The 21,692-nt window shown below is 60.5% G+C and carries 20 protein-coding genes; 10 read left to right on the forward strand and 10 right to left on the reverse strand.

Translation table 11 applies throughout. The annotated features are described in order from the left end of the window. Positions 1–129: 129 nt before the first annotated feature. A complete protein-coding gene (locus ACOSV0_RS32945; protein WP_434111759.1) occupies positions 130–369 on the reverse strand; it encodes a hypothetical protein in 240 nt (79 codons plus the stop codon). Positions 370–785: 416 nt separating this feature from the next. Between ACOSV0_RS32945 and ACOSV0_RS32950 the strand changes: the two genes are divergently transcribed. From ACOSV0_RS32950 to ACOSV0_RS32960, 3 genes are all read left to right on the forward strand, one after another. Then, positions 786–2,327: a methyl-accepting chemotaxis protein gene (locus ACOSV0_RS32950; protein WP_434111761.1), complete on the forward strand. Its 1,542-nt coding sequence runs from the start codon at positions 786–788 to the stop codon at positions 2,325–2,327. Between the two features lie 771 nt (positions 2,328–3,098). Next, a complete protein-coding gene (locus ACOSV0_RS32955; RefSeq protein ID WP_434111762.1) occupies positions 3,099–4,913 on the forward strand; it encodes a peptidoglycan D,D-transpeptidase FtsI family protein in 1,815 nt (604 codons plus the stop codon). A gap of 187 nt (positions 4,914–5,100) precedes the next feature. Beyond that, positions 5,101–6,564 carry a catalase gene (locus ACOSV0_RS32960; RefSeq protein ID WP_434111764.1) on the forward strand — a complete coding sequence of 488 codons (1,464 nt, stop codon included), beginning with the start codon at positions 5,101–5,103 and terminating at the stop codon, positions 6,562–6,564. Positions 6,565–6,625: 61 nt separating this feature from the next. On the opposite strand, the gene ACOSV0_RS32965 is transcribed toward ACOSV0_RS32960, so the two are convergent. Continuing rightward, a complete protein-coding gene (locus ACOSV0_RS32965; protein ID WP_434111765.1) occupies positions 6,626–7,753 on the reverse strand; it encodes a diguanylate cyclase in 1,128 nt (375 codons plus the stop codon). 320 nt (positions 7,754–8,073) lie between these two features. On the opposite strand from ACOSV0_RS32965, the gene ACOSV0_RS32970 reads away from it, so the two are divergent. Continuing rightward, positions 8,074–8,331: a DUF2866 domain-containing protein gene (locus ACOSV0_RS32970; RefSeq protein ID WP_093632986.1), complete on the forward strand. Its 258-nt coding sequence runs from the start codon at positions 8,074–8,076 to the stop codon at positions 8,329–8,331. A 22-nt stretch (positions 8,332–8,353) separates the two neighbouring features. Here the strand turns inward: ACOSV0_RS32970 and ACOSV0_RS32975 are convergent, their stop codons facing one another. Continuing rightward, the gene (locus tag ACOSV0_RS32975; protein WP_434111768.1) at positions 8,354–8,992 is read right to left on the reverse strand and encodes a glutathione binding-like protein; all 639 of its coding nucleotides are present in this window, start codon (positions 8,990–8,992) and stop codon (positions 8,354–8,356) included. A gap of 65 nt (positions 8,993–9,057) precedes the next feature. Between ACOSV0_RS32975 and ACOSV0_RS32980 the strand changes: the two genes are divergently transcribed. Next, entirely contained in the window at positions 9,058–9,738 is a 681-nt protein-coding gene (locus ACOSV0_RS32980) for a TetR/AcrR family transcriptional regulator (RefSeq protein ID WP_434111769.1), read from the forward strand. A 358-nt stretch (positions 9,739–10,096) separates the two neighbouring features. Next, positions 10,097–10,465, forward strand: coding sequence for a hypothetical protein (locus tag ACOSV0_RS32985; RefSeq protein WP_434111771.1), 369 nt, complete (start codon positions 10,097–10,099; stop codon positions 10,463–10,465). Between the two features lie 64 nt (positions 10,466–10,529). On the opposite strand, the gene ACOSV0_RS32990 is transcribed toward ACOSV0_RS32985, so the two are convergent. Next, positions 10,530–11,156 carry a LysE family translocator gene (locus ACOSV0_RS32990; protein ID WP_434111773.1) on the reverse strand — a complete coding sequence of 209 codons (627 nt, stop codon included), beginning with the start codon at positions 11,154–11,156 and terminating at the stop codon, positions 10,530–10,532. Positions 11,157–11,314: 158 nt separating this feature from the next. Here ACOSV0_RS32990 and ACOSV0_RS32995 point away from each other — a divergent pair, with 158 nt between their 5' ends. The 4 genes from ACOSV0_RS32995 (at position 11,315) to ACOSV0_RS33010 (ending at position 13,567) form a co-directional block, all read left to right on the forward strand. Further along, positions 11,315–11,899 (forward strand): IMPACT family protein, encoded by a 585-nt coding sequence (locus ACOSV0_RS32995; protein WP_434111775.1) that lies wholly within the window; start codon positions 11,315–11,317, stop codon positions 11,897–11,899. 177 nt (positions 11,900–12,076) lie between these two features. Further along, a complete protein-coding gene (locus ACOSV0_RS33000) occupies positions 12,077–12,619 on the forward strand; it encodes a hypothetical protein (RefSeq protein ID WP_434115950.1) in 543 nt (180 codons plus the stop codon). 156 nt (positions 12,620–12,775) lie between these two features. Then, complete coding sequence (locus tag ACOSV0_RS33005) at positions 12,776–13,399, forward strand: LysE family translocator (protein WP_434111777.1); 624 nt, start codon at positions 12,776–12,778, stop codon at positions 13,397–13,399. A 33-nt stretch (positions 13,400–13,432) separates the two neighbouring features. Further along, entirely contained in the window at positions 13,433–13,567 is a 135-nt protein-coding gene (locus ACOSV0_RS33010) for a hypothetical protein (RefSeq protein WP_434111778.1), read from the forward strand. Between the two features lie 12 nt (positions 13,568–13,579). Here ACOSV0_RS33010 and ACOSV0_RS33015 read toward each other — a convergent pair whose 3' ends face one another. Genes ACOSV0_RS33015 through ACOSV0_RS33040 form a run of 6 tightly spaced genes read right to left on the reverse strand, consistent with a single transcriptional unit; the run spans position 13,580 to position 21,683 of the window. Beyond that, positions 13,580–14,572 (reverse strand): cellulase family glycosylhydrolase, encoded by a 993-nt coding sequence (locus ACOSV0_RS33015; protein ID WP_434111780.1) that lies wholly within the window; start codon positions 14,570–14,572, stop codon positions 13,580–13,582. Further along, complete coding sequence (locus ACOSV0_RS33020) at positions 14,569–15,708, reverse strand: hypothetical protein (RefSeq protein WP_434111782.1); 1,140 nt, start codon at positions 15,706–15,708, stop codon at positions 14,569–14,571. The genes ACOSV0_RS33015 and ACOSV0_RS33020 overlap by 4 nt, the downstream gene beginning before the upstream one ends. Continuing rightward, complete coding sequence (locus tag ACOSV0_RS33025) at positions 15,698–16,993, reverse strand: polysaccharide biosynthesis protein (protein WP_434111783.1); 1,296 nt, start codon at positions 16,991–16,993, stop codon at positions 15,698–15,700. Before ACOSV0_RS33025 ends, ACOSV0_RS33020 begins: the two co-directional genes overlap by 11 nt. Positions 16,994–17,005: 12 nt before the next feature. Continuing rightward, positions 17,006–18,160, reverse strand: a complete 1,155-nt coding sequence (locus ACOSV0_RS33030) for a polysaccharide pyruvyl transferase family protein (protein WP_434111785.1) — start codon at positions 18,158–18,160, stop codon at positions 17,006–17,008. Beyond that, positions 18,160–19,395: a glycosyltransferase gene (locus ACOSV0_RS33035; protein ID WP_434111786.1), complete on the reverse strand. Its 1,236-nt coding sequence runs from the start codon at positions 19,393–19,395 to the stop codon at positions 18,160–18,162. Before ACOSV0_RS33035 ends, ACOSV0_RS33030 begins: the two co-directional genes overlap by 1 nt. Then, positions 19,395–21,683, reverse strand: a complete 2,289-nt coding sequence (locus ACOSV0_RS33040; protein WP_434111789.1) for a polysaccharide biosynthesis tyrosine autokinase — start codon at positions 21,681–21,683, stop codon at positions 19,395–19,397. The genes ACOSV0_RS33035 and ACOSV0_RS33040 overlap by 1 nt, the downstream gene beginning before the upstream one ends. Between the last annotated feature and the right edge of the window lie 9 nt (positions 21,684–21,692).

Genomic DNA, 21,692 nt, shown 5'->3' on the forward strand with positions numbered 1-21,692 from the left:
GAGGGTCCATCGTGAACCTAATGACTTCGTTTGGGCGTGGTGGGGGCCATCGGCTTCGCCTCGGCGGGATGCTGAAAATGTTGCGATTTTCGTTGCGGAGTGCCGTCGCGTACATTCTCCTCAGCGTCCTCACGCCTCTACGCCGGTCGTAACTCCTGGTCGAGAGAAGCAGCCGAGGACAACCGATGGTTTGCCGAATCTCGGCTGAGCATTGGCATTGGCGCGTGGTTTGATGAGGTGACGCTGAATGTCGACAAGAGTTAGCTGTTCGGTGAGACACGGCTGGGCGTTGGCAATGGCGGGCGGTTTGATGAAGTACCGCTGCGGCGCGCGCAGCGCCGCCGGAAGTATGACGGCTTTGTCACTCACGCCGAATGTGCGAGAACACAGATTCCAGATGCACCACTACCGTGGCTGTGCGGGGGACCCGCTTATAAGCTGGCGGGGTGAGCTGCTTTCTTTTGCCTACTTTTCTTTGCAGCAGGCAAAGAAAAGTAGGTGCCTGCCCCGCACAGGGGCGACGCTAATAAACCAATAAGAATTCAAGGAAAGGCCAACGCCAGAAGCACAACAATAAGCGCCGCACAGGCAAAAAAAAAACAAACAAACCCAAACCCCAATTAATCAGACAAAAGAACAACGGGTTTCCCCTCCCCTGCAGAGCAAACAACAACAAGCCGTAAACACAGTAAGTAAAAAGCCAACCGCTGCAAGCGAAAGATCCCCCCTTACCGCCCACCTCGCGAAAGCGAAAGTGAAAGTGAAAAAAGCAAACCCTCACTGCCATGACTCTGAACAAAAAACTAGCCTCAATGATCACGATCCTCTGGATCGGCCTGATTCTGATCGGCGGCTTCGGCGCATGGCAAAACCGCGCGTCGATGATCTCGGACCGTCGCGATCAACTCACCGCGCTGATTGATCAGGCCAATCACATCGTCAACCGCTACTACACCCTCGCGCAACATCACACGATCACCGAAGACGAAGCCAAAAAACAGGCGCTCGAAACACTCGCCGCCATGCGTTACGGCAAAGACGGCTACATCTCCGTCAACAACTCGCAATCGGTCATGCTGATGCACCCGATCAAGCCGGAACTGGTCGGCAAGAACATGGCGCAATTCACCGACCCGGCCGGTAATCATCTGTTCACCGACATCGTCGACGCAGGCAATCACGACGGCGGTGGCTACGTCGACTATCTCTGGTCCAAACCCGGCAGCGACAAACCCGTAGCGAAAACCAGCTTCTCGCTCCACTTCGCGCCGTGGGACTGGTATCTCGTCACCGGCATGTACATGGACGACGTGCAGCACGCGTTCTACGCCAGTCTGTTGCGCTGGCTCGTCATCACCCTGACGCTCGGCGCGATTGCCACCGTCGTCATGCTGCTGGTGTTGCGCAGCATCCGCCGCACGCTCGGGGGCGATCTCGAAGTCGCGGTCGAAGCGGCCCAACTGATGGCGCGCGGCAACCTCTCCACGCGCGTGCCGGTGCACACGAACGATACCGGCAGTCTGCTGCACGCCCTCCACGCCATGCAGGCGGGTCTCGTCGATACGGTTTCGCGCGTGCGGCTCGGCACCGAAAACATCAATATCGGCGCGACCGAAATCGCCGCCGGCAACACGGATCTGTCGCAGCGCACCGAGGAACAGGCCGCGGCACTCGTCGAAACGGCGTCGAGCATGGATCAGATGACGGTCAACGTGAAGCAGAACGCGGACAGCGCGCTGCAAGCGGCGCAACTCGCCGGCCAGGCCGCGGATGTGGCCACGCGCGGCAGCCGCGTGGTCGACGACGTGGTCCGCACTATGGGCGAAATCACCAGCAGCTCGCGACAGATCGGCGACATCATCGGCGTGATCGACGGCATCGCGTTCCAGACCAACATCCTCGCGCTCAATGCCGCCGTCGAAGCGGCCCGCGCGGGCGAACAGGGCCGCGGCTTCGCGGTGGTCGCAGCAGAAGTGCGCAGTCTCGCGCAGCGCTCGGCCACGGCCGCGAAGGAAATCAAGGCGTTGATCGAGACGTCCACCCATACCGTCGAAGCGGGTGCGTCGCTGGTCGCCAACGCCGGTTCGACCATGGGCGAGATCGTGCAGTCGGTGCGTCGCGTGAACGAAATTCTGGAGGAGATCAGCAACGCGTCGCGCGAACAGAGCGCAGGGATCGAACAGGTCAATCGCGCAGTCGGCGAAATGGATCAGGTCACGCAGCAAAACGCGGCGCTCGTCGAACAAGCCGCCGCCGCGGCCCATTCGCTGAAGGATCAGGTGGGCGTGTTGCGCGAGGCAATCTCGAGTTTCGCTTTGCCGGCCTGAAGCGGGCGGCGCTTTTCTGGCGGCGGAACGTCAGGAGAAAAGAGGCGAAAAAAGAAGGCGCTCGACAGGCAGAGAGCGCCTCTTTAACACGCCGCGTCGGAGTCGACGCATCAATCGAACGAACCAGCCGCACGGATTTTTAAGTCCGCGCGGCTTTTTTGTGCCTGTGCCTGTGCCTGTGCCTGTGCCTGTGCCTGTGCCTGTGCCTGTGCCTGTGCCTGTGCCTGTGCCTGTGCCTGTGCCTGTGCCTTGCGTCTTGCGTCTTGCGTCTTGCGTCTTGCGTCTTGCGTCTTGCGTCTTGCGTCTTGCGTCTTGCGTCTTGCGTCTTGCGTCTTGCGTCTTGCGGCTACGGCTACGGCTACGGCTAGGTCTGCGTCTGCGTCTGCGTCTGCGTCTGCAACGGTATCGTCGAAGCCCCGTTCAGCGGACGCTTACCTCGCCCGATCCCTCATTCAGGTCAAACCGCATCGGGCGGCATCACAGTGCGCGGCGCGCGCCCCGCCCACTCTCCGCTTGCATGGCCCTCGCATCTAGATTACGTTCTTATTACAATCTGGGCAGCGCCGGCTTCGCGCCACGTATGCCGGCCGTGCAGTTTCATCGGCCACGCAAGGTATTCACCGCCGCCGCTTCGGGCGGCGCACGCTAATCCCGCTGCACGCCACGCGCGTGCGGCTTTCACTCGAGGAGCACGCTCGACAGTCACGCGCAACCAGCCGCCGGCGTTGCCGGTTCCAGCTCGCCACGCACCACTGTTCGTTATCCGCACCCATGATCCCAAAGAAGAAATCGCAGTCGCACGATCCGTACGCGCCCGTCGCGAAGAACCAGTTGCTGACCGCGCGCCTGCCGATGTGGCGCTCGAAACTTGTCGTCCTGCTGGTGTTCGGCGCGTTCGCGTCGCTGGCGGGGCGCGCGTTCTGGGTGCAAGTGGTCAATCAGGATTTCTACGTCGATCAGGGGCAAAAACGCTATCAGCGCACCATCGAACTCGATGCAACGCGCGGGCGCATCGTCGACCGCAATGGCTCGCTGCTCGCCGTCAGCCTCGCCACTTACGAGATCTGGGCCTCGCCCAAGCTGCTCGACGAAGCCGCGTTCGCGCCGCTTTCGAAGCTGCTCGATCTGCCGCTGGCGGAACTGCGCCGGCGTCTGAACGGCGACAAAACCTTCGTGCTGCTCAAGCGCCAGGTGGACGCCGACACGGCCGATCATCTCAACAAGCTGGGCCTCGCCGGCATCACGCAGATCGCGGATTCGAAGCGCTTTTACCCGGAAGGCGAATCGGCGGCGCACGTGGTCGGCTTCACGGATATCGAGGACAACGGCCAGGAAGGCGTCGAACTCGCCGCCAACGAGCAATTGCTCGGCGTGCCGGGCCAGCGCGAAGTGATCCGCGACCGCCTGGGCCGGGTGGTGTCCGAGACCCGGCCGCTCGTGCCCGCGCAGAACGGCGACACCATCCACCTGACGATCGACCGGCGCATTCAGCAGCTCGCCTACGCACAACTGAAGGACGCCATTGCCAAACATCACGCCGAAGCCGGCAGCGTGGTCGTGCTCGATGCGCGCAACGGCGAAATTCTCGCGCTCGCCAACTATCCGAGCTTCGATCCGAACGACCGCGCCCGTTTGACCGGACGGCAACTGCGCAATCGCGCGGTCGTCGACACCTTCGAGCCGGGCTCGACGATCAAGCCGGTGGTGGTGGCGCTCTCCATCGACGAAGGCAAGGTACGGCCGCAAAGCGTCATCAATACGGCGCCGGGCTGGTACAAGATCGGCCCGGCCGTGATTCACGACACGTCGAATCACGGCGCAATGACGGTTTCCGAAGCCGTGCAGAAGTCGAGCAATATCGCGCTTGCCAAGCTCGCGCTGAATCTGCCCGCCGAAACGATCTGGAACAAGTATCAGGAATACGGGCTCGGGTTGCGGCCCGAGCTGACCTTTCCGGGTGTCGCGTCGGGCAAGGTGCGTCCGTACAAGCGCTGGCGTCCGATCGAACAGGCCACCATGGCGTATGGCTACGGCCTGTCTACTTCGCTGCTGCAGATGGCGCAGGTGTACACGGCCTATGCGGGCGACGGCACTCTGCATCCGGTGAGTTTGTTGCACAAAGATAGAGAGGCAGACGGGAACGCTGGTGCGGGTGCGGGTGCGGGTGCGGGTGCGGGTGCGGGTGCGGGTGCGGGTGCGGGTGCGGGTGCGGGTGCGGGTAGCACAGTACACGCCACCGGCAAGGGCCATTCGGTCACCACACCCGCCACGGCGCGTGCGATCCGCTCGATGCTCGAAATGGCGACCGGACCTGGCGGCACAGGACGCGCAGCGGCGGTGGAAGGCTACCGGATCGGCGGTAAAACCGGCACGGCCCGCAAACAGGTCGGCGCAACTTACGCGAAAAACCGTTACCGCGCCCTGTTTGTCGGCATGGCGCCGATGAGCGATCCACGGTTGATCGTCGCCGTTATGATCGACGACCCGGCCGGCAAGGCATTCTATGGAGGGACGGTAGCCGGCCCGGTATTCGGTGCGGTAACCGGTGGCGCACTGCAATTGCTCGGGGTGCCGCCGGATGCGTGAGGGACCATGAAAGGGTGCAATGCACTCTGCATGACGCGCCTGTTGTCTTCAAAGTTTCATCGAGCGGCGCGTTGCAAGCCTTGTTAGACTAGCCCTCGCGCTGCACGAACTGGCATCCAGCGCCCCGTTGCGCATCGGCCGCTACGACGGCCGGCGCATTCCCCCGCAAGCAAGCCAAGGAATAGCCATGACGAATCGAACGTTGACGACCGCGGCCGGTGCGCCGGTCGGCGATAACCAGAACTCCGAAACCGTCGGCCCGCGCGGCCCGATCACACTGCAAGACTTCTGGCTGATCGAAAAGCTCGCTCACTTCGACCGCGAAGTCATTCCCGAACGCCGCGTCCACGCCAAAGGCTCGGGTGCATTCGGCACGCTCACCATCACGCACGACATCACCCGCTACAGCAAAGCCAAAGTCTTCGAAGTCGGCAAGGTCACGCCGACCTTCATGCGCTTCTCAACCGTCGCCGGCGAACGCGGCGCGGCAGATGCAGAGCGCGATGTGCGCGGCTTCTCGATCAAGTTCTATACCGAAGAAGGCAACTGGGACATCGTCGGCAATAACACTCCGGTGTTTTTCATCCGCGACCCGCTCAAGTTCCCCGATTTCATTCACACGCAAAAGCGCAATCCGCAAACCAATCTGCGCGACGCGAATGCAGTGTGGGATTTCTGGTCGCGCAATCCGGAATCGCTGCATCAGGTCACGATCCTGATGAGCGATCGCGGCATTCCGAAGAACTATCGCCAGATGCACGGCTTCGGCTCGCATACGTTCTCGCTGATCAACGCACAGAACGAGCGCTTCTACGTGAAGTTTCACTTCAAGTCGAAACAGGGCATCGAAAACTACACGAATGCCGAGGCGAACGAAGTGATCGGCCGCGATCGCGAAAGCGCGCAACGCGATCTGTTCGAACAGATCGAAAAGAAGAACTTCCCGCAATGGCGTTTCTGCATTCAGGTCATGACGGAAGCCGAAGCGCACGCGCGCAAGGAGAATCCGTTCGACATCACCAAAGTGTGGTCGCACAAGGAATATCCGCTGATCGATGTCGGCGTGCTCGAACTGAACCGGAACCCGGAGAACTATTTCGCAGACGTCGAACAGTCGGCCTTCACGCCGGCCAATGTCGTGCCGGGCATCGGCTTCTCGCCGGATCGCCTGCTGCAGGGCCGGCTCTTCTCGTACGGCGACACGCATCGTTACCGGCTCGGTATCAACCACCACCAGATTCCGGTGAATGCGCCGCGTACGCCGAACGTGAACACGTATCACCGCGACGGCGGCATGCGTACGGACGGCAATCTCGGTAGCACGGTGAACTACGAGCCGAACCGCTTTGGCGCGTTCCCGCAGGATGCGTCGGTGAACGAGCCGCCGCTCGCCGTGGAAGGATCGATCGAGCGCTACAACCATCGCGAGGACGACGACTACTACAGCTACGCGCGTGCGTTGTACAAGCTGTTCGACGCGGCGCAGCGCGAGCGCTTCTTCCGGAATATCGCGGAGGCGATGGCAGGTGTGGCGAAGGAAATCGTCGACCGGCAACTGGCGCTGTTCGAAAAGGTCGATCCGAGCTATGCGGAAGGTGTGAAGAAAGAACTCGGCAAGACGCCGCCGGCTTCGGAAACGGCGCTATCTTAACCATCTGCGGCAACGCGCCCTGCCGGTTTGCCTGCAACTGGCAGGGCGATTCCTGTAAGCGTTAGCGTGGCACCTTGTCGCTGCCCGCTTTCACCGGCGCCCCGGCCAGCGCCTCGATGCGGTTACGGCCATTGCGTTTGGCCTGGTACATCGCCCGATCGGCTTCTTCCAGTATCGCGTGGCCGTTCGCGGCCGCCTCGGCGGGCGCCCCGGTAATCGTGCGCGCCGCCACGCCGATCGACACGGTCAAGGCGATACGTTCGCCGTGATCGTCCTGCAAATCCAGTCTTTCGACAGCCAGCCGTACGCGCTCGGCGACCGTCAGCGCATCGGACTGGTCGCCCTGCAGCAAGGCGGTGAACTCTTCGCCGCCGTAGCGCGCCACGGTGTCGCCCAACCTGACCTGCTGCCGCACGCAGGCCGCCACCGCCGCGAGCGCCCGGTCGCCGGTTCGATGTCCGTAGGTGTCGTTGATACGCTTGAAGCTGTCGATATCGATGAAAAGACACGCTACCGGCACGCCATAACGGGCAGCGCGCGTGATCTCCTCGCGCAAGCGTTCGTCGAAGTAGCGGCGATTGGCGAGGCCGGTCAGCGAATCGGTCATACCGAGTTGCTTCAATCGCTCGCGATGCGCGACATTGTCGAGACTCGCCGTGACGATGCTCGCAAAGCGCTCCAGAATGTCCGTGGCCATGCCTTCGCCGAAACGCGCCGGGTCGTCGCTGCACAGGCACAGATAGCCGCTGACGGTGTCGCCGGCGGCAAGCGGCAGCAAGATCGCGCTCGCCGGCGCGGCGGCGTCGCCGAAGAATGCGCGACGGGCCGTTTCATCCAGTTCGCCCGGTTTGCCCAGCCACGGCCGTCCCTCGCCGCACAGGCCACGGGCGGCAAGACCGCCTTCGTGCGAGGTTCTCAGATTGGGCTGATCGAGCGCATCCAGGGCGCTCTGCTCGAGGAGTTCGAGCAACATGGGCGCGCGGTCATCGAGCCACAACGTCACGCTCGCCAGCGAGAATTCCTGCGGCAGATGACTGAACAGGGTGTCGAGAAACGACGGAAAACTCTGCGCGCCGATCAACCTCAACTCGACGTTCTGGAAGCGGCGCAGCGTACGTTCGTTGTGCTGCACCGTATCGACGAGCGAGCGAAGCCGGTCTGAAAGCGGCGTTTGAGCGAGATTCGTCACGTTATCAATGATGCGGACCCGGAAGCGAAGCGGGAGCGGCGGCCCCAACCGCTGTAATAACGGCCAATTCCGCAAGGTCTTGAGGGTTGGATCACCGCGTACGCAAAACAGCGGTTGAGCCGGGCAATCGAAAATCGAGCAGAGAGATCAAGCGCGAAAATTTTCAGCGCGATCTTAAGTTTGGCTTAATTCTTACCTGTAAATATGGCACACAACATCCCCTGTTGAGCCGCCAGAACATCGGCGGCGCTTTTTTTATCGAGGGATGTCGCCGAGGCACCGATAGATGGACAGCATGCCTGCGAAGAAGGAGTCAAACCATGGTGGAAGACACGGTATTCGAGCATTTGCGCGCAATGCCCGGCAACGAATGGGTGCGCCAGATCCACTCGTGCAAGGTCTCAGACCCCTTGCAACCCCCTTGGGGACGCTCGTACAGACTCGTTGAATGGACCATGAAGCACACCCCCGAATCGAGTCGCCGCGTGGTGCCGGCGGAAAGCACGCCACTCGAAATCGCGCAGGCAGTGGTATCGCACATTCCGGGGCGCCGCTTCTGCCAGCACGGCGACGACTAATCGCGCAACCGGCAACCTTCGCTCAGTTTTTCGCGCGCTTCGCTACTTCTTCCTGAAACAGCGCGACCTCTTCCGCAGCGGCTTTTGCGACACTCGGGCGCTGCATCAAGCGCTTGTAGTAATCCGCAACCGCGGGCCACTGCGACAGATCGATGCCGCCAAACGATGCCCAGTTCAGCACGGTGACCAGGTAGGCGTCAGCCACGCTGAACGCGTCGAGCAGATACTCGTTGTGCGCCAGATGATCCTGCAGAACACCCAGCCGCAACGCAGCCTTGTCGCGCGCATAGCGCTTCACGTCTTCCGGCGCGCGCGCATCGAGTAGCGGCACGAACACGGCCTTGTGCAACTCCGTACTGATAAATCCCAGCCATTGCTGCAGCCGTGCGCGTTGTGCCGTGCCTGCGGCGGGCGCAAGCCGTGCAGCCGGAAAATGATCGGCGACATACGGCAGGATCGCCGTGTTCTCGCTCAACAGCCAGCCTTCGTCCGTACGCAGTACCGGCACCTGCCCAAGCGGACTGATCGGATAAAAATCCGAGCCATCCGACAATTGTTTCGACTTCGTATCGACCTGAATGTACCCGGCCTGTGCCCCTGCTTCGTACAGCGAGATTCGGGTGGCCAGTGAACACGCTAACGGAGAAAAGTACAGATCCATGGGGAATCCTCTGTCGTTGAAGTTTTTGTACTATATTGCATATAAATCACTTACGCCATATTTTTATGCCGACCAGTACAAAAAAAGAAGTACGCCCCCGCGGCCGCCCACGCGCCTATGATTCCGACCAGGCGCTCGCAGATGCAAGAAACGTGTTCTGGCGCAGCGGCTACGCGGGCACCTCGCTGGATCAGTTGAGCGCCGCGACCGGCATGAACCGCCCGAGCCTGTACGGCGCATTCGGCGACAAACATGCGTTGTATCTGACCACGCTCGAACGTTATATCGAGGCCGGCCGGCTCGCGATGGTCGATGCGCTCAGAGAGGACCTGCCATTGCCGCAAGCACTGCTGCGTGTTTATGACGGCGCGCTCGCATGGTACTTGCCCGCCGACGGCGATCCGCTCGGCTGCTTCATGATCGGCACGGCCGCGGTCGAAGCGGTGGATGACACCGAGGTACGCGAAGCCCTTGCAGAAGGACTGCGAACCTACGACAAGGCCTTCGAGAAACGCTTCAAGCTCGCGCAAGCCGCAGGCGAACTGGCCGCCGAAGCACAACCGCCCCTTCTCGCGAAGCTCGCGTCGGCGATTTTGCACAGCCTCGCGTTGCGCGCCCGCGCGGGCGATTCACGCGCATCGCTGCGAGCGACGGCGGTTGCGGGGGTGGCATTGATATGCGGCAGTGCGGGCGAGGCACCCGTGCCGGCAACGGGCAAAACCGCAACGAAGGGACGTGGGCGCTAGGTAGAAGGTGTTTCTCCCCGCGTGGTTCAGTGCTTACGCACCAGACCATAGGCAGCCCGATAGCGGCGCCTTTGCAAGACTTAACAGTCGTGGAAACCGGCTATGCCTATGATGGAACTTCCGCCCGACACATTGTGATTTCGACATGAGCTATCCGTACGACATACTGACCGCCGCCTGTCTTTTCATCATTGTGGTCTCCACCTCCATCATGCTCACGCTCACCTGAGCGCCATAACTTGCGCATTGCGCAAAATCGCCCTATTTGCAGGGCCGGCGAGCCACTCAACGCGCGCTACGCGGTTTCGTGAAAAGACGGGATATACTGTACATATATACAGTATTTTTCGTCTGAACAATGCGTCTTCCTCCTTTCGATCCTCCCACGCTTGCCGAACTGCGCAGCTGGTGGCGCACGCGCGACGAGCAGGCCATCCAGCGGCTCATCCTCGAGATCCAGCGCCAGCGGCTCACGTTGCTGGAATTGCGCAACCTGATCGATAGCGGCGTCCAGCAGGCGCGCGCAGCCGACCGCACGCTGGTCGAACGCGGCGAGCCATTAATGACGTTACGGATACGGATCGCACAGGAGGTACTGCGTGCGGGTGACATCGACGATACCCAGCAAATGGGCCGCGCCGAGCAGGAAAAGCTCGCCGTGCGAACAGAGGGACAGATGGAATACGCACGCGAAGGCCGCTTGAGGCGGCAACGCCGGAATATCTAATGCAGGCGTGGCTGCACGTTTCCGCGCGCCCGGACGAAGCGGCGCGCGGCGGCAAGCAGATTCGTCAGCGCGTTTGCGTGGCGACGCGCAAACCGAGCGAAATGAACAGCACGCCGATGATCTTGTTCTGCCAGCGGCTCAGCCATGTCAGGCGCTTCACGAGTTTGCCCAGCGGACGAATGGTCAGCACGATCAGCGTTGTATAAAGCGCGCTCATGCCGACGAAGATCAGCCCGAGCGTTGCGAACTGCAGGAATGTGGAACCGTGCTCGGGGTGAACGAACTGCGGCAGAAACGCGAGGAAAAACAGCGCGGTCTTGGGGTTCAACACTTCGGCAGGGATCGCCTGAAAGAAGGCCTGAGAGGCGGATACCTGCGGAACTGCCGGCAAATGCGCGCTCGCCTGTTTTTCGCGCAAGGCGCGAATGCCCAGATAAACCAGGTAGGCGGCGCCAACGAATTTCACGGCATTGAAGGCGAGTGCCGAAGTCATCAGCAGAGCCGACAGGCCGACCGATGCAGCTAACGTGTGGATGAAATCGCCAGCCGCCACGCCAAGGCCGGTGAGAATGCCGGCCTTGCGCCCGCCATGCACCGTGCGCGTCAAAACCAGCAAGACAGCCGGCCCCGGAATCAGAAAGAGCCCCAGTACAACGGCAACGAACGTTCCCAGCGTGGAAAAATCGAGCATGTGATCTCCTTGGTGGCGCTCCCGCCTCAACAGAGAGGCACGCGTCTCAGCGGACGATTGTAGACGAATATCCACCCGCGATCCGTTACCATGGCGGGCACAAGGCCGCGTGAGACTCACCTGCGGTCTGCATTTTTCCATCCACCGAAGTCTTTGCCTTGCCCACCTATACCTTGCCCGCGCCGCTGTCCGCGGAACTCGAAATTCGCAAGAGCCGTTTCATCGCGCATGCGATACCGGTCGCCGACCGCGACGCCGCCATGATCGAGTTGCGCCGTCTGCGCGACGAACATCCGGGCGCGACGCATGTGTGCTGGGCGCTGCTGGCAGGTGGCCAGTCAGGCATGTCCGACGACGGTGAGCCGTCCGGAACCGCGGGCCGGCCCATTCTCGAAGTGCTGCGGCACCATGACCTGGACGGCGTGCTGGCCGCCGTCGTGCGGTATTACGGTGGCGTAAAGCTGGGCGCCGGCGGGTTGGTGCGCGCGTACACCGATGCGATTGCATCGGCTCTACTGGACGCGCCGCGAGTGGAAAGGATTGCGCAGGTTACGCTGACCGTCGAAGTGAGTTACGCCGACGAAGCAAAGGTGCGCCGATGGATCGAGGCTGAAGGTTATGGACTCGTGGAAAGCGCCTACGGGATGCTGGTGAAGATGACCGTCCGGTTGCCCGTCAACGCGGTGGACGATGCCCGGCTGGCCCTGGTGGATATGACTCAGGGCAAAGCCGGTTTTTTTTGATCGTTTGCCCGCCCCACTCGCTGTTACCATGCTGCTCTGTCCCGGGATGACTCAACCTAAAAGGCAACTCCTCTGACCCCGACTGCCGCATTTTCCAGCACAGCGTCCGAGTCGCCGCAACAGAGTCAGTCTCTGCGGCCGCCGTTCGGTGCCACGCGTCCGGCCTTGAGATCCGCTGTGCTCAAGGGTTGCGGCGTCGTCGCCTTGCCGTTGATGCTATCGGCCTGCTCGTGGTCGTGGTTCGGTCTGAATAGCCCACCGCGCGCCGCGGCCGCGCATTCAACCGGCTGGCTCAGCATCGCCCCCGCCAGCGATTTCGTCTATGTGCCGGCTCGCAACGGCCTGGTTTCGCCGAACCGGATCGAAAATACGGGGATGACCGGCATTATCCTGAAAACCGATATCAGCGAGGCCGTGCGCAACGGCGTCGTCAGCAGCTTGCGGATTGCCGGTTTTCATCTCACCGGAGACAGGAAGGTTCTGAGCGGCAGCATCGAGCAGTTCACGGTAGACGACTCGCGGTCCCCAACATTCTGGACACTGAAAATGCGCTATGTCGTGACCGATACGGTGACCCAGAACGTTGTGTTCTCAACCACCAAGACGGTCCGGCAGAAGTCGCCTAAATTCACCAGCAATACCATCGCCATCGAAGACACGGTCAGGCTGAGCGTCGATGCATTGATCAGCGACCCAGGCTTCGTTAAGTCGGTGAATTGAGCAGACGGACCGAATCGGCACGGTGCGCCGATTCGCTACAATCGGGAAATAGCGAGGAAACGCAGAATCGCGCGGAATCGGGGCGTCATTGGCGCCAGCCGTTTCATGCTCCAGACTGCGCAACCCCGTCCCGCCCTCTTCTCAGTGCGAGCCGTCATGTCTATAACCGCCTGGCTGTTCTTCCTGCCCGCCTGCTTCGCGATCAACCTCGCGCCCGGCCCGAACAATCTTCTATCGATCAACGTTGCCGCGCGTCACGGCTTCATGACGGCGTTCGTCGGCGGCACCGGCCGGTTAGTCGCGTTCGCCGTGATGCTGGTGCTGGCCGCGACGGGCCTCGCCGTTGTGCTGCACGCGTCCGAGTGGTTCTTTCTTGCGATCAAACTGGCCGGTGCTGCCTATCTGATCTGGCTTGCCATCCAGTTGTGGCGCAGCGACGCGCCGGCTATCGACACGACCCGGCAGGACGACGCATCGCTCTGGCGGATTGCGCGGCAGGAATGTCTCGTGGCGGCAGGTAACCCGAAGGCGATTCTGGTTTTCACGGCATTTTTGCCGCAGTTTGTCGATATCGCCAAACCGATGCTGCCGCAATTCACCGTGCTTGGCGCGAGCTTTCTGGTACTCGAATGGGTGGCGATCGCGCTGTATTCCTGGGCCGGCATGCACCTTGGCAAGTGGCTGGTCCGCGCCAGGGTTCGCCGCTGGTTCAATCGCTGCTGTGGGGCGTTTCTGGCGACGATCGGCGTGAGCTTTCTGCTGGTTCGGCGGGGACAGTAATAGAACCGCTGCGATAACGCCCCGGAGCGGCGCATGGATAAGATTCGACGTCACCTGGAGACGGCTTTCGCCTTCGTCGCGGGTGAGGCACTCGTCTGTCTCATGCTCCTGACCGCACTGATGTGCAAGCTGACGGAACGGATCGGCAAATCGCGGCCGCCGCGCTAAGCTGGCGCGGCATTATTTGCGCAGTGCTTCCAACGTCGCGCCGAGCGCCGGCTTCGGTGTCCCTGAGGCGTCTACCAAGCCGAAATTGCGCTCGCGCGCATTCTTGCCATTGGCTGTGTCCTGCCATTCGTAGATCGAGATCAGCGGTGTCTTCATCGAAGCACGCTTCATGAGAAATGCCTGGATGTTTGCCGCCTGACCGGTCATGCCTCCCTTTGCGCCAGACGAGACGCCCCACTCCGTAATCAGTGCCGGCAGTCCATAGCGGGAAAGAACGTATGCGGACGCGTCCTGAATCTGCCGTTCGCTCATTCCGTATGCATGGTACGAAACAGCGTCGATGCAATGGTCCGACGATGATTGAAGGCTCTGCAATAGCTTGTCCGAGCGGGAGCCGGATGCCGGAGCCCTCGCGAAGCCGAATCCAATCACAGGCTTCCATGCGTGAACGTTTTTCAGTCCGGCGCATACCATCCGCATATAGACCGGAAACGTCGTCTCAACATCGCCGGTTGGCCAATATGCAGGCAGCTCCGGTTCATTCCAGAGTTCAATGGCAAGCACATTGTTCCTGTAAGTGCCAACCAGATCGTTCACTACGTGAATCAGTTGCTGCGCGGCGTCGCGCAGTTGCGCATTGCGAGCCGCTTCATCCGACTGCGAAGACTGTGCAAGAGGGATCGTCGAGCGCACCGTAAGAAGGACCGGCAAACCCGCCTTCTCGGCAGCGGCGAACGCGCCGGCTACCCGCTTCCGATATTCAGCGGTCTGCATCGAATTCACCCATACGCCAAAACGGACAAAGCCAAATCCCGCAGCTTTGATCTGCATCGCCGATGTCGATGTGAAACGCTCGACCTTGACTTGCGTGCCTACGTTTAAGGGACCTTCGCTATCGAACACCCGCTGTCCGAACTGTTGTGCCTGAGCTTTCATGGTTATGCCGACCATGCAAAGCGCGATTACGATTACGCCCGTCTTCAACAGATTTTTAAATGAAATCATGCGAGATGCGGTGCACGGGTTTCGGCTGCCTGAACGGGTGCTTCAGAAGAACCCCGGGCACGATGTATCAATGCGAATCTACGCGATAAACCTGATCGGCATCCTAATGAGTTGAGCCGCCATGCGCAAAAAAGCGCAATGCTCGACAGGTGTCGAATGTAGCTTCCCAGGTCCGGCTCGAATAACATCGAAACCGCCATGTGACCGATTACCAGGCTTGCGAGCACATCCACGGCACCCGTCCCGGCTCCCTCCAGACGGCCAGACGTTCGGCCGCATACAGAGCCGAATGCAGAGCCAAGCGCAATCCATACGAAAACCAGCATCAGGAATTCCTTTGGCCCCGGATAAAACAGAACCGGAACGTTCAGCTTCAGGATTGCGTAGAGGTAGTCCACACAGAAAGCCGCAAACGAATCCGGTTCGAGCAGGTTGTAGAAACCTGTGCGCGCACCATAGGGCGAACCGGCGACGAGGTAGTCGACCGCCATATCGCGCGGATGCAACAGCACGTGGTACGCGGCATCCGGCAACATATACAGCCCCACCACAACCGCGAGGATGAGAACCGTCTTCAGTCGCAGCGATGCTCGACGGAATATCCACGCGCCAATGGCAATCGCAAGGATCAGTGCAAAATAGATCCGCACCGTCAACGCATACCCCGCATAGAGCGCAACTGCGGCGACTATGAGATTCCGCATGCCCCATCTTCTGCCGATCAGAATAAGCACGATAGACATCAGAACGACGATCGTGTCCTTGCTGGCAACGAATAAATTGAAGAACACGCACGGCGCGATCAGTACGGTATTCAGCAGCAAACCGCCAAGCCGCTTCGAGTATCCGAACATTAGCCAGATAAACAAAGCGCCGACACCCACAACGAAAAGGTTCGTGCCGACATTGCCAAGCGAAGAATAAAACTTCGCGACCGCGTCGAAAGAGGTGTCCTGATAAGTGCTTGACCCGCCAATCTGCGACTGAATCTTGTCTGAGTCGCGGAACACGAACTCAGGCAGGAACATGCTGGCTTTCCAGTACATCGTCATATACAACAGGATCGCAAAGCCGGCGATCAATCGAACGACACCCTTGCTAAGCCGTGGGCCGGTATTGAGTACTTTAAGAAACATGGATAGCCTCTCTGTTGACGGCTGCAGCTTCGGGTGCAGTTTCGGTTGCAGCACGGACACGCATCACGAGAAACACCAATATCGCCACGATCCCAGTACTCGCTGCCAGGTGCGCCAGCGCCGCGCCCATTGCGCCTAGATGCGTCACCAATAGCCACTCCACCGGAATGCCGATAGCCGCCACGACAGCCATTGCAATGGCAACCTGCTTGCCCAGGCGCAATGCGACCGCGCCACTCCAATAAACGTCGGCGATGGACCGGAGAACGAAGGAGACAAGCAGAATGCTCAACATCGTGAGTTCACGGCTGCCGGCGGGTTCGCGGGCCACATGGAAGATCGGCTTATAAGCGATCAGAATCGCAGCCGCGGCGATAATCGTGATGCCAAGGGCCGAGTGCATCGAAATTCGCAATGTCGCCCAGAAGTCGCGGCCGGTCCCGCTCAACGAACGTACCAGCCGTGGCCCGGCCGTCACCACGATCGTGGCATAGGCGATCGTCTGGATAGCGTTCGCGATCGACCATGCAAACACGTAGCGACCGAGCGAATCAGCAGAGATCGCACTGCTCGCGAGAAATCGCTCGCCGTATTGCAGACCGGACAGCACGGTTGCCGCCACAAAGAACGGGAAACCCGCCACCCACACTGAGCGAACGCCACCCACCTTGCGCGACACCGGCTGCTCCAACCGTATCTCACGCCCCCGACGCCAGATGCACCAGCATGCCGCGAGCGCGGCAATCAGATTCGTCCCCCACCAGAGCGTAAAGATCGTTTCAATAGATACGATCATGCCGGTGAGCAAACCAGGAATCGCGACACCGGCCCACGCACCCGTGCGAATGAAAAGCAGCAGCGCGCCCAGGCGTGGCCGATGCAGTGAAAAAACATAAGAAGTCGTCTCAAGCCCGATATGCTCAGAGAAGGCCACCAACATCACGCCCCAGAGAACGCCGGGTGGGATGCGACGAAACCCGTCGAAGCCGGCACCGTTGTGCACAATCAAGACGACGACGGCGATCACCGCGTAAACGAAGCAATAGAGCAGGAGTAAACGGCGCGCGGCCTGAATCGCGCCGCCCGGGTTCACGTCGCTCAATCGCCGGTTCATTTCGGTGCTGAATCCCAGTCCGAGCAATTTGGACGACACAACCGACACCGCGAGCGCCAGACCGTAGTCAGCCACTGCCGCAAATCCGAGCATACGGGCGACGACGACCGTTAGCGCGAATTTCAGCGCTAGCGACGTAATGCGAAAGGCGAACCGGATGAACAGGTGCATAACCATCCCGTGCTATAAGCTTCGCGCGGCCCGGAGCTCGACCAGTATCCGTTCCCGTGCAGCACGGATACGCTCGAAGCCAGAGGAAGTGTCCGCCCAGAAATTGCGAATCGCACCGGGCGCGAGGATCGCCGCGGCGACTTTCTCGGCGTCGAAGTCGGCCGCATTGGCAACCCAACCGTCCAGTCCGAGGTCGGAATATGCACCAAAGCCCTTGCGTTCATAGCTAAGGTGATAAGAAGGAACGCCACTCAGCACTGACTCGAGCGAGCCGTGCAAGCGGACCGATACCACGAAATCCGGCGTATCCGTGGCGAGCATCTCTTTCAGCGACACAAGGTCGCCGTCGACGCCGATGCTGCGGTAGTACGCGAGATCGTCATTGCCACGTCCCCTGCTCTGCACAGCAAAGCTGATGCGGCATGTCTGCCTCAACAATTGGATCAGTTGCCGCGTGGAGCTCTCGTACCGTTCCCGCTGCCGCTTCGACCATTTCGGCGCACGCCGTAGAACGAATGCCACGTGAGCCACACGGGTGCCAGCCTTCTCCGCTCGCGCCATGATCTGTGCGCTGCGCCGCTCGAAGTCCAGCACAGCGAGATCAGGCGCACGACGGGTGTTCGCGTTGTGAGCAAGGAAGGCGACCGAACGGTCGTCACGAACGAACACGCATGAAAACCTTGCGAGCATTCTCGAGAGATGTGCGTGCAACGGTTGTGCCGGCATCGAAGGTCCAATGCTTTGCGGCAAGTACACGGTCGGTTTGCCCGACAGACACGCTGCACGCATCTGAAGCAGGTGACCCGCTTCCAGTTTGAGGGCTTCCATGCAGTTGCGCGCACGCAAGTATCCCCCGCCGACACCGACGAGAAGATCAGCCGAGGACAGAATTTGCAACAACTCGCGCGTCCGGCGATTCTTGCCGATCGGCAATGCCATACCGACCGCTCCGGCAATACGGGCGATCCCCGCTTCTGCAAGAACCGGCGCTGGATAAACGTCGGGGTACTGGGAGAAAGAAGCCGGATCGGCAGCGACGATCGATACTCGCGTCGCCTCCCCAAAGGCCTGCTTCAGGAGATCGATTGACAGGTCGACGAGCAGACCGTCTCCGGAGTTCTTCGAACTGTACGCGTGAAGGAGGACCACATGCGTGCTGTTTGACATTAATGGGTCTCCTTGAGCAGACGCTGGTAAAGATTGACGGTCCGTTCGACCATTGCGGTAGCGGAGAATCGTTCGACGGCGCGTTCGCAATTACGGCTCATGCGTTCGCGCATCGCCGGGTTCTGGGCAAGCGCCGCTGTCGCGTCCGCGAAAAGATGCGTGTCGTCTTCATTGGGAACAACAAAGCCGATCTGTTCCGCGTCGATCAGTTCCGCCGCTCCGGACACTCTGGTAGACACAATCGGGATGCCGGCCGCCATGGCCTCGAGGACGACATAAGGAAAACCTTCGTAACGGCTTGGAAGTGCAAAGACGTCAAAAGCGGAGAAGTAGCGGCGTGCTTCTGGAATCAGTCCAAGCAAGCGTAAGTTCGAGGGAATGCTCTCGTCGTTCACGCCTGACGCGCTGCCGAAGTCACCAGGCCCCATCACCGCAAAAATGACGTTATCCATGCCCCGCTCGAGGAGGCACCGTGCGACCCGTACGAGCCGGTCAACGCCTTTCTGGAAGTCCAGACGGCCCACAAAGCCGACAACGATAGCGTCATGCGGCAACCCGAGCGCCGCGCGCGCTTCAATCGACGGGAGCAACGCCGGTGCAGGCACGCCGTTGAAAATCGTTTCGATTCGATCCGCTGGAATACGCAACACCTGCTGCAAATGTTCCGCTTCGTCGACGGAAACCGCGATGATGCGGTCGCTCCGAAAACGGCCGAGAAAACTTTCGATCAGCCCGTAAAACCGCCGTTGTGCCCGCGGCAAATAGGGATTCAGCGTGTAGACGGCGTGCGGCGTGTAGACCTGCTTCCACGGTCCAATGCACATCCGCGCGAGCGCCCCTGCCTTCGAACTGTGGCTGTGAACGATGTCCGGCCTGATCCGGTGCAGGCACCTGGATAGTTGAGCGAAGGCGGTCATGTCCGAGCTGCCGACCGAACGGTGCATCGACACACGATGAACCGTATTGCATTGCGCGAGCAGGTCCTCGGTGAGAATCACGCCGTCGAAACGGGCGCCGATCGGAACAATCAGATGAATGTCGACGCCACCGCAAGCGCGCAGGCCGCGCACCATGTCGGCAATATGGACCGCCACGCCACCGCCGGCCGCTTCAACGACCAGCGCCACCCGCAAAGGAGGCGATCTCAGGTCACGACGAACCGGCGATGCGTCCATAAAATTGCCGGCATCCACCGACCGTGACCGCTCGGCGACACCTTCCGTACTGACTTGCATCACTGCCCCCGGCCACGACGGGTAAGCAGCTCACGCCAGCGGCTCGTCAATGCAGGGCGAGGCTCTTCGTAGCAATACTGAACATATCGGTAACCACCATTCTTACGGTTGTAGCTCCGTCGTCCGGACTTTGGATCGAGACCATTGAGCAGCGCACCGCTAACCGTGATTCCGGCGTGCGCGAACTGCCTCACGGACTCCGTCAGTTCCCCAATACGCGTATGACCGGCCCGGGCAACGAGCATCACGGTCGCGCAATGCGCCGCCATCACCACTGCGTCGACCGCGGCCAGAACCGGGGGCGAGTCGACGAGCACCACGTCGTAATCGCGTGCGCTATGTTCAAGAAGTTGGCCCACGCGCTCGTGCATCAGTATCTCGGCGGAGCTAGGCGGCAGCGCACCGGTGGCGATGAAGTCGAGATTCGGAACAACGTTGCGGCGAATAACCTGATCCGGGGAGAGCGCCCCCGTAATGACGTCTGTCAGACCGCGCGCGCGTTGTTGACCGAAGTATTCGTGGAGATAGCCCCTGCGAAGGTCACCGTCAATGACCAGCACCCGCTTTCCGCTCGTTGCCAGCAGTGCCGCGAAATTCGCGGATACGAAGGATTTGCCGACGCCAGGCGTGGGACCGGAAATCAGGATCACATTATTTCTGGCGTTCAACATCGCGAACTGAAGTGCCGTACGCATGCTCCGCAGGCTTTCGACAGCCGGTTCGCGAGGATTGGCCTCAACCAGCAGGCGAATGGCCGATGCGTGGTCAACGCCGCTCCGCTTGATCTGCTGTTGCTGGCGTGACTCCGGGATCGTCGCGTAAACGTGCAAACCGGCATGACGCTCAATCTCGTCCGCTTCGGCAATCCCCGCGAACAGAAAGTTGTGCACGAACGCAAAGCCGACACCCAATAGCAATCCGAGCAAAGCACCCGCAGCGATCGTGACGGGCCGGTTAGGAAATGCGACGTTCTCGGGAATAACAGGCGTGTCGACAACGCGCACACTTCCGGTCTTGCCTGCTTTGACCAGTTTCAGCTGCTGCACGTTGTTCAACAACGCCGTGTAGAGATCGGTCGCTACCTTGACATCGAGCATCAAACGTACCGCGTCCTGCTGCACGTCAGGCAAGAGTTTCATCTGCCGATCAAACGCACCTTGCCCAGAACGAAGGGTGGCGATTTGCGCGTTGAGCGCGACTACGTCGGGATGCGAACTCGTGAACCGCGAAGCGAGCTCATCACGCTTCTGCTGCAATTCAAGCATGCGCGTTCTGGAATCCGCGGCCTGCTGTATAGCTATCCTGGCTTCTTCCGGCAAATCGACGGTGCCCTGCTTCTTTCGCATCTGCGTGTAACGCGCCTCGGCGTCTTCCAGCTGCTTTCTGAGCAGCGGCACCTGCGTATCGAGGAACGCCAGCGATTGCGCCGCTTCAGCGGCTTTGCGCTCGACGTTCTGCTTCACGTAGTAGCGGCCGATCGCCTGCAACTGGTCCCGAACCAACACGGGATCGGTTGCCGTGAGGGTTGCGATGAGAACACCCGACGACTTGATCTTCTCCTGAATTTCCAGGTCCTTCTGCATGCTCGTGATCGTGTCGAGCCGCGATTTCCGGGTCAGCTTGAACTTCGTGCCGGGTGTGGCATTGAACGACTTCACGAGCAAGGTCATTGGCCCACTGCTCGTCTGGAACACCTCGGCCACGCCAAGCCTTCCGGTAACGGCCCCATCGAGGTCCCAACCAGACAGACGGTAGCGGTCGCCGGAAAGCACCGTGAGCGCGAACTGATCACCTTCCAACCGCTTCGGCACGTCGAACTGAACGATCTCGGCACTTTCCGTGCCCCATGCCCACCCTCCGATACCCAGCACACCGGGACGCATCACCGTGTCATTGAATCCGGATATGAAATTACCGATCAACGGAAACCGGCGTGGACGCAGGACGATATAGCTGCGCAATTCGTCGACGACACTGGTTACGACGAGCCGCGACGCCATGATCTGCTGCTCGGCCGACGTCGGCGAGTTGTAGTCGAAGAGCGACGACACGTCCCCCAGCAAACTCTGCGCGGCAGCCGAGCCGCTGCCGTCCTCTACCTGAACGGAGATATCCGCCTGATAACGCGGAGGGAACAGAAAGGCGAATACCGTCGCAAGCGCGAGGCAGCAGAGGCAAATCTTGAGAATGACCCATCGGTACTCGACAAACACATCCAGTACCCCGATCAGGTCAATCACATCATCTTGTTTTAACGCCTCGTTTTCGGGCAATTGCAACGGTTTCATTGTGCGTAA

The sequence above is a fragment of the Paraburkholderia caffeinilytica genome, from assembly GCF_051027425.1.
GTDB classification, from domain to species: Bacteria; Pseudomonadota; Gammaproteobacteria; order Burkholderiales; family Burkholderiaceae; genus Paraburkholderia; species Paraburkholderia caffeinilytica_A.